8 protein-coding genes are annotated in these 13,003 nt (G+C 66.5%); 2 read left to right on the top strand and 6 right to left on the bottom strand.

The genetic code is table 11. The features are described 5' to 3' along the window. Positions 1-2: 2 nt before the first annotated feature. Complete coding sequence (locus tag ACWEFV_RS31590) at positions 3-2,177, top strand: hypothetical protein (RefSeq protein WP_214398641.1); 2,175 nt, start codon at positions 3-5, stop codon at positions 2,175-2,177. 249 nt (positions 2,178-2,426) lie between these two features. Continuing rightward, positions 2,427-3,518: a three-Cys-motif partner protein TcmP gene (locus tag ACWEFV_RS31585; protein ID WP_450073080.1), complete on the top strand. Its 1,092-nt coding sequence runs from the start codon at positions 2,427-2,429 to the stop codon at positions 3,516-3,518. 12 nt (positions 3,519-3,530) lie between these two features. Here ACWEFV_RS31585 and ACWEFV_RS31580 read toward each other — a convergent pair whose 3' ends face one another. From ACWEFV_RS31580 to ACWEFV_RS31555, 6 genes are all read right to left on the bottom strand, one after another. Then, entirely contained in the window at positions 3,531-4,280 is a 750-nt protein-coding gene (locus tag ACWEFV_RS31580) for a DUF5131 family protein (protein WP_370466424.1), read from the bottom strand. Between the two features lie 277 nt (positions 4,281-4,557). Then, the gene (gene eccA / locus ACWEFV_RS31575; RefSeq protein WP_214398644.1) at positions 4,558-6,402 is read right to left on the bottom strand and encodes a type VII secretion AAA-ATPase EccA; all 1,845 of its coding nucleotides are present in this window, start codon (positions 6,400-6,402) and stop codon (positions 4,558-4,560) included. Next, positions 6,402-8,027 carry a type VII secretion protein EccE gene (gene eccE / locus ACWEFV_RS31570; RefSeq protein ID WP_214398645.1) on the bottom strand — a complete coding sequence of 542 codons (1,626 nt, stop codon included), beginning with the start codon at positions 8,025-8,027 and terminating at the stop codon, positions 6,402-6,404. The genes eccA and eccE overlap by 1 nt, the downstream gene beginning before the upstream one ends. After that, on the bottom strand, positions 8,024-9,760 hold the full coding sequence (gene mycP / locus ACWEFV_RS31565; RefSeq protein WP_214398646.1) for a type VII secretion-associated serine protease mycosin: 1,737 nt from the start codon (positions 9,758-9,760) through the stop codon (positions 8,024-8,026). The genes eccE and mycP overlap by 4 nt, the downstream gene beginning before the upstream one ends. Then, positions 9,757-11,355: a type VII secretion integral membrane protein EccD gene (gene eccD / locus ACWEFV_RS31560; RefSeq protein ID WP_214398647.1), complete on the bottom strand. Its 1,599-nt coding sequence runs from the start codon at positions 11,353-11,355 to the stop codon at positions 9,757-9,759. Before eccD ends, mycP begins: the two co-directional genes overlap by 4 nt. Next, positions 11,352-12,857, bottom strand: a complete 1,506-nt coding sequence (locus ACWEFV_RS31555; RefSeq protein WP_450073079.1) for a nucleotide-binding protein — start codon at positions 12,855-12,857, stop codon at positions 11,352-11,354. Before ACWEFV_RS31555 ends, eccD begins: the two co-directional genes overlap by 4 nt. Positions 12,858-13,003 lie beyond the last annotated feature (146 nt).

Raw genomic sequence — 13,003 nt, 5'->3', positions numbered from 1 at the left:
CCATGGCCACCGCAGCTGCACGGCAGCATCCCGCCGAACGATTCGGCTACTTCATGGCGACCCACCCTAAGATGCGTCGCGTCACCATCTTCTGGTCGGTCGGCCACCTCCTCACCCTCTGGTCGGTCGTCGCCGCACCCCCGGCATTCGCCTCGACGATGGCCGGCGTTCTGAACTGGACGGGCATCAAGGACACCTACGGTGTTCCCCTCGGCAGCTACTACCTGTCGGTGGTCTCGGCCGGCGAAGCCATCACGCAAGCCGGACCCGACTTGTCCATCAACCCAGTGAGTTGGGCGCGGTGGCTCGGCAACGCCGTTGTCACCGGCGTCAGCCACGACACCGTCGTCAGCTGGCTGCAGGCCCAGGTGTCGTTCTACGTCTTCATGATCACCGTCGCCTTGTGGTTGCTGCGGTTCGCCATGTCCTCGACTTGGCTGTACTGGCTGGCCACCTGGTTTCGCCCACTGTTCGATGTCCTGCGCACCCTGCTGATCGACCTGTGGGTGTTCCCGATCTGCCTCGTCCTGGCCCTCGGCTACGGCGCCTACCAGATGTTGTGGCATGGCCGGCGCGGTCTCGGCTGGAGCATCATGCTCAGTAGCGTGGCGATCGGCGTGATCGGCATGATCCTGGTGTTCCAAGGCGATCCGCTCGGGGAACTCTCCGGGGACCACGGGCTACTGTTTCAAGCCCGCACACTGGCCTTCACGGCCGCCCAAGGCGCTGTGAACAACGGCTCGCTCGTCCCCGGGGCCGACAATGCAGCCAATCTCGATCACCTGACCGCAGTTACCGCCGACGCTGTCCTACGGCACCCGTTGCAGCTCATGAATTTCGGCATGGTCGTCGACAACATCGGCACCTGCGGTACGGCCTACTCGAAAGCGCTGATGGCTGGAGACGGACAGATGCTGCCGTCTCTGCCCCCGAGCGTGCCCGCCGGTGCGCCGGGGTCCATGTCGGCCATCGATGCGTTGCCGTTCATCGGCGGCGGCGACCACTCCCGTCCCGCCCACGCGATGGCTCAATGCGGTGCGCCCCAGGCGTTGGCCCACGCTCAACAACTCGACTTCGGCAGCTTCGCCGTCGGTTTCGGGTTCTGCATCCTGGGGCTCTTCTTCACGTTCTTCATCTGCTATGTCGCCTACTCGTACGTCATGGTCTGCGGTGCAGCGTTCCTCAACGCATTTATGGCTCTGTTCGCTGCTGGGCCCGCGATGATCGACGGCAAGCCCCGCCAGCGGGCCAAGCGGCGGATCAAGGAGTTCTTCAAGCACGCGTTCCTCGTTTTCGTCTACGTGCTCTACGTCTCCTTCGCCGCAGTAATCATCCTGAAAACCGTTGCGCCCAACGGATATGCGGCACAGGTCGGCATGAGTCACCCCGTCGCGCAGCTCATGATGATCGCGATCATGTCGGCGGTGGCCATCGGCCTGTTCTGGTGGTTGAAAAAGGAGCTCAACGACCACACCCGCCAAGACCTCGTGCATGCGGTGCACCAAGTCATCAACAGCGCTCGTGCGGGCTACGACAAGGGCCAGGAGGCCATCGACAAAGGCATGGCCGCCAGCCAACGCGGTAGAGACTGGCTGATGGAAAAGGGAGCCGCCGGCGGAGGTGGATCTGGAGGTGAACAAGGAGACGATCAACCACTCACCGGCCAGCCCGTCCAAGGACGCTCCGGCGTCAACAAGCCCTCGTCGAGCACCGGTGGCGGCGGTGGCGGATTGACTGAATCGCTGCCTGTACCGAGCGGCGGAGGTGGCACTCTCCCAGCCAGCGGAGGCTCCGCAGGCGGTGCAGCGGCCGCGGGCGGCGGTTCGGCGGCAGGCGGTGCAGCCGCAGTGGTCGCTCCAGAAGTCGTAGCTGGTCTGGCGGTAGCCGAAAAGGTACAAGGTGGCCGTCAACAACACTCGGTGCCACGAAGCAACGGCAACGGGAGGCCTTCGTCCGACGCTCCCCCGGTCATCGACGCCAACGGTCCCCAACATTCTTGGGCACCAGGAGATTACGGCTCCCAAGCTCCGGCCGATGGTCGCACAAACCAGCCGGCTTACGGACAACAACGGACCCTGCCACCTCCCCCACCGCCACCGCAGCAACCGGTGTTCGAGACCGACACCGACGACTACTGGAATGAGCCACCGGCACCCGGCAGAGACCAGCGGCACTGAACCCTACGGTTGCGGTGTGGGGTTCGGCTCCTCGGTATCGGGCTCGGCAGGCGTGCCACCTCGACTGTGTTGGGCCCGCTTACCGCCCCTGTTCGCAGCCCGCCGATAGGATTTCCCAGAGCGGCTCGCGGAGCCCGGTCAACCTGTGACCGGGCTCCGCGTCCCCCACTACCGCGCCAAGGGCAATAGGTAGCGCACACCACCAGGGACCAGGAGGCAACGATGCCGAAGGGTGACAGCCTGCCGACCGTGTGGAGACGCCCTCCGCACACCAAGGCCAAGCACGACATCCTGACGCGATACCTCGGCGCGTGGTTCGGAATCTTCGGGACGAGCAGGTACCACCAGAGGGTCAACGTGCTGGACGGCTTCGCAGGACCGGGCCGCTACGACGACGACGAGCCCGGCTCGCCGGTCCTGACCCTCAACAAGCTGCTGGACCATCGGTCGTTCGCAGCCTTCGGTGACACCTTGTTCAACTTCATCTTCAACGAGTGGGACGACGAGCGGTTCGCGTCGCTGCAGGAGGTTCTCGCTGGCGTCCAGGCGAGCCGCACCCCGTGGCCGCAGACCGTGCGGATCCACGAGCGCCACCTGAATTTCCAGGAGTTGGCGCGTGAGTTGCTGGACTCCATCCCCGCGGGGAAGCAGCTGGCACCGACGTTCGCGTTCGTCGACCCGTTCGGCTACAAGGACGTTCCGATGTCCCTCATCCGCGACCTGGTCAGCCACCCGTCGTGCGAGCTGTTCATCTACTTCGACTTCAACAGCGTCAACCGGTTCGCGAATGCCGGCAACGTCGACCCGCACTTCACGGCGCTCTTCGGGTGCGACGAGTACAAGAACGCCCCGCCAGCTGATCAGGGTCGCGCCCAGTTCATCCACGACCTCTACGAGAGGCAGCTTCGCAACGAATGCGACTTCGCCCACGTGTGCAGCTTCGAGATGGTCAACCAGAGTGGTCACACCGGCAGCTACCTCTTCTTCTGCACGCGCGACGACCAGGCCTACGACCGGATGAAGGAGGCGATGTGGAAGCTCGCCCCCGGTGGGGGCTACAGGTTCGATGACCGTCTCGCCGGCCAACAGGTTCTCTTCGAGGACGAGGCGAACACCGGACCGCTTCAGGACGAGCTGGCACAGCACTTCGCCGGCCGCACCGTACCCGTACACGAGGTCATCCAGTACGTCGTCACGAAGACGCCGTTCCACAGCGGTCAGGTGAAGGTCAAGACCCTCAAGCCGATGCAGGCCGCCGGGCGCATCTCGTCGCCCAACCAGAAGAGGAAGGGAACCTTCCCGGACGGAACCTTCGTCGAGTTCCCCGCTCTGGAAGGCTGACGGCCGGCCAGGTCAGTGCGCTGCTGCCAGCACCGGCATGTCGTCCCAGGTGCGGCCGTCGAGCTCACGACCGTTGGCCTTCGGTGTCCGGCCGCCCCACTGCTTGAAGAAGAACGCCACTCCGGCGTGGACGCACTGGTCGCGGATGTCTTCGACCCAGGCCGGATCCATCGGCCGCGCCCGCGGACCCGACTCGCCGCCGGCGATTACCCAGTCGATGTTGTTGAGGGCCAAGTCGGGAAGGGCTGTGAGGAGCGGCTCGCAGGACAGGAACCGCGTGGCCGCAGGCGAGGCCCGCAGGTGATCAATTCGGTCGACGACCTCGTGCGACTCCACCGATACGCCCATCCATAGGTTCTCGGGCCAGTCCAGCCTGTCGGCGATCCTCGCCATGCGGTGGGCGCGCTTGGTCAGCGCCTGGTAGGTGTGCTGCGGGGTCTCGCGGATCACGTCGAAGACGTCGCGGATGAAGCTGACGGGAACCTTGGCGTGGAACAGGTCGCTCATCGAGTTCACGAAGACGACCTTCGGCGCGCGCCACCGGTACGGCTGGTCCAGTGCGCGCGGGTGGATCGTGACCCCGAAGCCAGGCCCGGACGTCCTCGGATCCCCGTCGTTCTGGTACTTCTCGGCGCCCATGGCCTTGAGACGCTTCGCGAGTGCGAGCGCGTAGCAATTGTCGCAGCCGGCCGCAACGCGATCGCAGCCGGTGACGGGGTTCCAGGTGACTTCAGTCCACTCGATCCCGCTGTTCGCGGCCACAACACCACCTCTCTTCTGCCTGAGGGTATCGGCCATCACGAGGGCAACGAGCGCGAAACGCCGCAGGCACACCCGTCGCTTCTGGAGTAGCTGTTAGGGGACAGGCTTTCCGGGCACACCGAGAGTAGTGGCAGGTACCGACAGACAACAGGGAGCTGAGCGTCGCGGCGCCGTCTAACCCGAGCCTGTGCTTGGCGGGAGGGAGATTTGGTTCAGTCATCAGGTTTACCCACTCGCCGCCATCGCGTGGCCACCGCGTGGGCGGTCATGAGGGAGGTCAAGCTGTGGTCGGAATGATCCAGTCGAGGTCGACGGCACCTGGTACGGCGGTGGCCAGGACAGTTCGCAGCGCGGCGGCGATGTCGCGTTCGGTGATGGTGGTCATGGTCGTGTCGTCGACGTCGCCAGTGTCGAGTTCTTCGGCGATACGCAGCATCTGCTCGTCGAAGCTCTCCTCGATCACGTTGCGGATGAAGCGGCCATTGCCGGCGACGTCGAGGACAGGCCGAGGTTTGCCGGGTTGGCCGTTGGAGTCGGTGGTCTCCACCTGGTGCTCAGCCAGCTTGGCGCACACCTGCTCCAGCAGCTCGCTCGCCGCCGGGTCGATGGTCGACTCTTTCTGGGCCGCTATGGAAGCCGCGATCGCGGACAGCTCAGTGGGGTTGTAGGACGCGAACCGGATCCGCCGCGGAACCCGGCTGCCCAGGCCCTCGTTGGACGCCAGGAATCGGTCGATCTCGTCGTCGTAGCCCGCGATGATCACCATGAGCCGGTGCCGATCGTTCTCCATGCGCGCAAGCAGCGTGTCGACGGCCTCCTTACCGAAGGCGTCCCCTCCCGACAGGCCCTCCTGGATCAGGGTGTAGGCCTCGTCGATGAACAACACCCCACCAAGAGCCTCGTCGATCTTCTTGTCCGTTTTCTCGGCAGTCTGCCCGAGATAGCCGGCGACGAAGTCAGCGCGTTTGGCCTCAATCACTTTCGGTGTGGGCAGAATTCCTAGGCCGCAATAGATGTTGGCCACCACGCGGGCGATGGTGGTCTTGCCGGTCCCCGGCGGACCCGTGAACGCCATGTGGTGACTGCGGACGATCAGCGGCAGCCCACGTTCCTCACGAACCTTGTTGACCTTCGCGGACGCCCGCAGCTTGTGCACCTGCCGTTTGACCTCGACAAGGCCGATCTGCCTGTCCAGTTCGGCCTCCGCCTCGGCGAGCAGCTCGGCTTGATGATCGGCCTGCTCGGTCTCCGGGGTGGGCTCGGTGTTCGGATCCCACGGATCGGTACGCGCTTCGATCGCTTCAGGGTTGGTCACCGTCAGCCGGCGGTCCTTGTCGTCGAGCGCCTCACGTGCCGGGGCGAACTTCGCGTCGCGCGCGTACACGCGCCGCAACAGCTGCGCAGAATCGTCATGCTTACCCAGGTGGCGCAGGCACATGGCTTGGGTGTAGAGCGCGATCGTGGCCGCGTGCGGCACCAGTTCGCTGTCGATCGCGGTTTGTGCTCGGCGGAAGGCGTCCTCGAACACGCCCAATGAGGCCAGCGCCGTGCTGGCCATCGCGGCCGCCGCGGCACCGTAGACGGGTTTGCGCCAAACCTTGTCGACGGTGAAGAAGCGCAGGACGTCGGGCCAGCGTTTGGCCCGGAAGTACAGCACTCCTTGTGCGTAGGTGTGCAGGTCGGCGTCGAACGGGTCGGTCGGTGTCTGCCCCGAGAGCACCTCGTCGGCGTCGGCATATCGGCCTTCGCGGGCCAGCGCCGTCGCATAGGCGGTCAGCAGGGAATCGCGGGAGGTGATCTCCAGGCTCACGAACAGCCCGTCGAAAACCATTGGGCAGAACGAGGACTGCAAAACGCCGAGACGCTGAAATTCCCAGCCGAACGTTGCCCGTGCCTCGCACGCGCCGGCCAGTGTCTTGGCCGAGTCGTCGCCGGCCCGCACGCGGGCCAGCCAGGCGTCACACATCGACGGGTCGGTGTCGGTGGCGATCCGGAAGGACTTGGCCGCCACCTCGGGGTTGTTGCTGGGCATCATGTTGTTGACGCTCACCCCGGAGGCCAACAGTCCTCGAGTCAGCGCCTGGCGGGCCGCCTCCGCGTTCGCCATGTTCGTCACGGTCATCAGGCCACCCGCCCCCGCTTCTGTGTCCGGATCAGATTGCGCTCGGTGCTCAAGTCGGAGTTCAACCGGTGTGTGAACTCAGCGGTGCGGATGACGCACGTGTTCTCCGAGTCCTGCTCCAGGTGAACGTCAGCGACGCTGGCGGTGCGCGCCGGCACCAACCGTACCGTGATGGCCGCGCGGGGGCCGGCGGCCGCCCGGGCCGCACTGGACCCTGCCGAGGAGCGTGGATCGTCGTAGACCACCATCACGCCATCGCCGTTGTTCGGCAGTTTCGGTGGCAGGCCGGGAACGATGTGCAGACCCGCCCCGGTGGCATCGCGCCACACCTCCGGCCGCGACGACCGCACCAGTACTTGGTAGCCGATCGCGGCGTGACTCATCGCCAGTTGCAGCAGCTGGGCGACTTCACCGGCCACAGTGACGCTGGCCGTCGACGCGGGTATCGCATTGGCCAGGCTGACCAGCAGCAGATGCCCGCTCATCGTGGAACCGATGATGACGCCAGTCGAGCCGATCGGCGCCCTCAGATCCTCGCCGTCCCCCAGGCGCCGATGAGGAATCCTCAGCTGCGGTGTGGGCGCGTCGGCGACGCTGGCCCGCACGCCCAGGTCGTGTCGGCCCGACAGAGGGTTGAGGCCCAGGATGGGGGCTTCGCGGAGCGGACCACCGGTGGCGTAGCGCACCAACAGCCCGACCTCGGTGGACCGTTCGGGCCCGGGCCGCAACTGCAGCGCCGTGGCGGTGTAGTCGCAGTCGGGAACCCACACCCGGTCGAGCGTCTCGCTCGAAATATCCTGCGGCGACACCCAATACGCGGTGACCGAACCGCCATCATGATGCAGCCCCGTCCAGCCTGGACGAGCCGGCTCACCAACGCCGGCACCCAACATGGCGTCGATGTCGGCGAGCTCGTCGGCGTCGACCACCCGGGCCGGGCAGTGCTGAGCGGTGAGCTCGGCGGCCAACCGCTGCGCACATGCGGTCAACGTGGCGGCCACCGATTCTCGGTACCGGACCGCGTCGACGTTGTCGTGGCTGTTCATCCGCAGCACGCAGACGGTGCGGCGACTGCCCATCGCCCCGTGATCGCCAACCTTGCGCGAGTACGTTGCCGCGTACGGGTGGTGCTGGTTGGGCGCTCGGCGCCGACCGACGCTGAGCACGTCAATCCCCGACAGCGTCACATCGAACTGCCGTAGCGCGTCGGCGACAACCGAGATCGGCAGACTCGCCGGTGATTGCACGCGGTTGTGGTCAAGCACCGAGGGAGTGTGCGAGCGGCCATCGACCGCAACCACCGCGATCAGCTCTTCGTCATGGGCCCGCACCGCAGCGGCCGTCGGTGGCCACTGCGTCGTGTGATCGGCAGCCTCAGCAACCTCCAGCAGCCCCGTCGCCGGCCGCCGCCGCGCCACCCGCCCGACAAGGGTCAGCACATGCTCGTGACGCCACGTCACCAGGAGAGCAGCGACCACCGCCACGGCGACCCCGATCGACACCCACAGTGCGGCCGGGCCCGCCAGCGTCGACGAGACCACGATCAGAACCACTACAGCGGCGAGGAACGCCACAGCCAGCCGCGCCCAACTCGCTCGCACGCCAAGCGCGAACATCGGCTTCATCGGACCCTCCTCGATCGCATCGCGGTCAACCCCACAGTGATCACGCACAGAGCGAGCACGCCGCCGATCCCGCCGAGAGCGACCCACACCGGCGTCATGTTCCGTGGAGGCGGCGGTGGCGGGATGAACAGCGGCGACGAAAGACGTTCCGGCCCAACACGAGCGCCCGGATCCTTCAAATCCCAGGTCAGTGCGGCGACCGGATCGACGATGCCGTGACCGACCTGGTTATCGACGCCACGTGCCGGCGGACGAGCCGTACTGATGAGCCGATTGATCACCTGATGAGCTGTGAGCTCCGGGTACTTGGCGCGCACCAGAGCCGCGACCCCGGACACGATCGCCGCGGAGAACGACGTCCCGGCCGGCGCGACCATGGCGTTGTCGCGGCCTTCGGTGGCGTTGATCAGCCCATCGTCACGGGGTGAGAGGCTGACCACGTCGGTGCCCGGCGCAGCGATTCCCACCCACGGGCCGGCGACGCTCAGATCGGTCAACGGATTGCCTGCGGAGTCCACCGCCCCGACCGTGAGGACGTACTGGTCGAACCACGCCGGCGTCACCACCGTCTTCACCTGCGCCCAGTTGCGCGGATCATTCGGTGTCATCGGGTTGTACGGCGGGTTCTGTTCGCAATCAGTGTTGCCGCCCGTCCCGGTATTGCCGGCGGCGGCCACGATCACCGCGTTCTTCTCCACCGCGGCGTAGCGCAGGGCGGCACCCAGCGCAGCCTGGTCGATCACGTTCAACGCGTTCATGCACGACACCGCACTGATGTTGATCACCTGGGCACCCATGTCCGCGGCGTGACGGACCGCCCGGGCCATCGTCTGGATGTCGCCGGCCTTCTTCCGGGTGGCCGGATCCTGATCACCGCCGAACGCATCCTTGGGGCTGAACGCTTTTGAGGACTGCCGGATCGAGATGAGCTCCACATCCGGTGCCACACCGGAGAATCCGTCGGCCGGCGGCAGAGGCGGCGGCGGTGGCGGGGCAGGTTCGGCCGGCACCTCGACGTCATCGACGGGCTCTTGCGGGATGTTGAACCGGTTGCTCACCGCTTGCACCCGCACGGTCGTGCCCGTCGGCTGCCACGCCGACGGCGCGACACCCGGTTCCCCTGGCGGTGGCGGCGGTCCAGCCGGGGCCGGCGGAGGCGGTGGCGGCGGTGACGGGACTTGCACGATCACCGTTTGGGGCGGCGGAGGCGGAGGCGGCGCCTCGCTGGTCGGGACCGTGTCCGGCCGGCGGGTCTCGCGCGGAGGCGGCAACGGAGTCTTGCCGTCCATCGGCGCTGCGGCGATCAGTGATGCCACCCACGTGCCGTGCGCATCGCAGTCCGACAGACCGTCACCGCCCTCCATGACGTAGTCGCCGCCACCAATAAGGTTGGGCAGGCGCGGATGTGGGCTCACTCCGGTGTCGATCACGGCGACCTTCACTCCGGCGCCGCGTCCCCACCGCCACGCCTCGGGCAGGTTGAGCATGTCCATGTAGCGCGGCTGCACCCGGTAGTCGGTGTCGGGAAGCGTGGCCACGCGCGTGCAGTAGGCGCCCTGGCGCATCGGTTCTGGTGGCCCGGGTGGACCGTCCGGCGGCAGTGCGCCCGGGTCGACGCTGGGTGGTTCGATCGCCCAGGCGGTCGGCGCACCCCACAGCGTGGAGGTGGCCACCAAACTCACCGCGGCGGCGGCCGAAACTATCGGTGCCAGAAGGCGACTGGGCCGGTTCATGAGCGGTACCTGATCGCGGCGAACACGTCCATCACCCAGAACGACAGCGGCCATACCGCTGCCAGCAGCAGGTACTCGATCCATTCAACGAACTGCTCGAACACCGGTGTGTAGGTGCTGCGTGGGACAATCACGGCGGCGATCAAGCCGATGGTCGGAAGCGCCACGATGAGCCCGCATCCGACGAGCAGTGCGGGAATCGACCAGAGCTGCAAGATGTATCGCAGCGCCACCACCACGGCGATCGTCACCGCGGTCACGGCGAGGATCGACGATTGCCATCGATCGGTGTAGGACCGGGCGTGCAGCAGTACCGCGGCGGCCACCACGCCGGCCAACGCGACCATCAGCCACCGGCGCGCAGCATGCGGATCGCAGAGCCCCAGGCACGCGATCACCAGCAAGATGCTGAATGCCAGCAGCATGCCCGTGATGTGGACCCGGGCCCGTTCGGTGTTGAGCGCCACCTGCTGTACCGACTCCGGGCCTTCCAGCACCGGCCGGCCACCCACGACCACCACAACCTCACTGGGCAGATACGGCCGAGTCTCAAACACCCACGGCCGGCCTGGAGGCGGCATGACCGGCAACCGGATCTTGCCGGCAATGCGGGCCAGGCCCGGGGTGACCTTCATCCCGACCATGGCCACCAGGAGCACACTGGCCAGTAGCACCGGAGCCGACGTCACCAACAGCATCCGCAGCGCCCCGGTCACCAACGCGGTCAACCCAAGAACGATCACCGTCGTGCACAACGAGATGTGACGGCCCGTGTACCGCAACGTCAGTCCGGCGGCGGCCAGCGCCACCGTGGCCCCCAACGCACCGTGTGGAGCCCCGAGCGGACCGGGGACGACAAGAGCAGCGGCGACAGCTGCAGCAGCACATCCAGTGAGCCGCAACGTGTCGGCAACGGTGACCTCGGTCTGCCATTCAGCCCACGCGTGCCGGTCAGAAGAGTCCTCGTCGACGAGCGCACGCCGTGTCTGCCCGGACCGCATCGCGAGCACGGTCGCGGCCACCAGCAGCGCCAGCGCGATCACGGCCGCGGCCGCCGCAGGCAGGAACCCGTCGTGCCCGTAGCGCCACCGCGCCAGCACGGCCAGCACCACGAACACGCTTGTCGACAACATCCCGACACCGATGCGGGCAGCCAGGCCCGGGGTGATCTTCTGGCGGTTGCGGCGCAACTCCGTCGCGACGGCTGTGGTCACGTTCTCGATAACCGGGGTGCGTGATTCGGTGTCGTCGACGAACTGCAACCACAGTTTGGTGCCGTCGACCACGCCCTGCTCGGCCAGTGACCGCGACGGGCGCAGCATGGTGCCGTCAACCCAGCACAGCGCCCACCGGCCCCGCACGACCTTTCCTTTGCCGTCGGTCGCGCCGGCCGGTTGCAGCTTCGGCCGTCCGATCTGGTCAAGCCGCTGGTTGGACAGATCGACCAGGGCCGACATGTGTCGCGATACCGGGGCTACCGCATCGAGCACGACCCCGAACTGCACGTCGGCCACCATCAACGCCACCTGAACACGGCTGGCCGCTGGCGACGGGGACGCCGATACCCCGCTCAGCTGCGGTTGCACGGCCGTCATCGGGGGCTCACCCCGCCGGGTGTGGGAAAGCCTTCCGCCACCCATGCGGCGATTTCGGTGTAGGCCAGCCGAGTTGGCTTACGCAGAGCGTCGAAGTCCAGGACCGCGCCGTCACGAAGATGCTCGTCGAACGGAACAAACTTCACCGCGCCGACCCGCTGTTCCAACGAGTGTGTGACCGCGGTGACGAATTTCTTTTCGGCGCAGTCGTATACGTCGTTGAGCACCACCACTGACCGGCGAAGAAGATCATGCTTTCCCCGGGCAGCGAGCCAGTCGATGGTCTGTTCGGCGGCCGCGGCGCCGTCAAAGTTCGCCGTGCCCACGATCACCAATGCGTTCGCAGCACGCAACACCGCCGGCATCACCTCGTGCTCGACATTGGCGCCGCAGTCGATCAACGCCAGCTGATAGAACCGGCGCGTGCGTGCAAGCGTCGTGTTGAACATGTCCGATGTCAGACCCAGTGGGTTGGCCACATTCTGGTTTCCGGCAAGGACTTCCAGGCCCTGCGGGTTCTGGCCGGTCCGGGCGCGCGACTGCGGATAGGTGTCGGTGTGCTTGCGCTTCGCGATCTCCTCGCCATCGGCGTGGTATTCGCGGATGGTGGACGTGGCGCGGGGATCGACAACGCGGCCGAGCGCCCCGTAGGTCGGATTGGCGTCAATCGCGATGACTGGCTCATTGCGGTACATCGCAAACACCGTGCCGATGCCGGCTGTCGTGCGTGTCTTGCCGACACCACCTTTGATCGACACCACCGCAACCTGGTAGTTGCCCGGAATGTTCCCCGCGATCTGGGCTTGCCGCTCCAGCTGCAGGCGCTCGGCCGGTCCCGCACCGAGATTCACCAGGTGCCCGCTGCCCACGTAAACCGCGTGGCGCCAGCCCTCTTCGGGTGGTATCCGCCGTGTCTTGACCAGATCGTCGTGACGAAGATGACGGGTCGCCTCGCTGGCCCATGCCGGCGTGAGTGACCCGTTACTGGCCGCCGCCCAACTCGCAATCTGCAGTGGCGCTGCGGTTTCACTGTCTGATCCGGGCCGTGAGACTGCAACACCATGGGCGTCGGGGTACGGCTGCCGCGCGTGCCACTGCCCGGTCTGGCTGCCCTGATGTGCTTGCTGCTGGCCGTTGACGGGCTGGTGCTGGCCCGGCTGCTGGTACTGCCCAGGGTATTGCTGCGGCCACGGGGCGCCCTCTGCAGTGGCAGGCGGTGCTGGTAGGCGCCGGCTCGCGGGAGCCTCGGCCTGCCGCTGGTCGGGTCGTCGGGCCGTGTCTGGTTGAGCGGCGTGCCGCGCGATGACCTCGGCGACCTCGGCCGGCATCGGGCCGACGATCGTCGGGTCATCGACGGGCCGGCTGGGCTCGCTGACCTCTGGCTCGGGAGGCAGGGCTGGTTCGGTCAACGGATCCTTCTTCCCCTCGGCCGCCTCGTCCGCGTTGTCGCCGCTACTGGCTTGATCGCTGAAATAGCGCGTTGCGAAATCCTGGTTGTCCATTTCTTAATCCACCCCAATTGCTCACTCTGTCGGGCTCTGCACCAATCCTATGGCCCGCAATTACCGCTTAGCGACGGTCAACCGTGACTTTCCGTGATCCATTTGCCGGTTCGCGTTTTGTCACTATGACCAGCCGTTATCGGTTG

It is taken from the genome of Mycobacterium sp. NPDC004974 (assembly GCF_053600815.1).
Note: the sequence above shows the minus strand (reverse complement) of the source record. Positions and strands in the feature narration are given on the sequence as shown.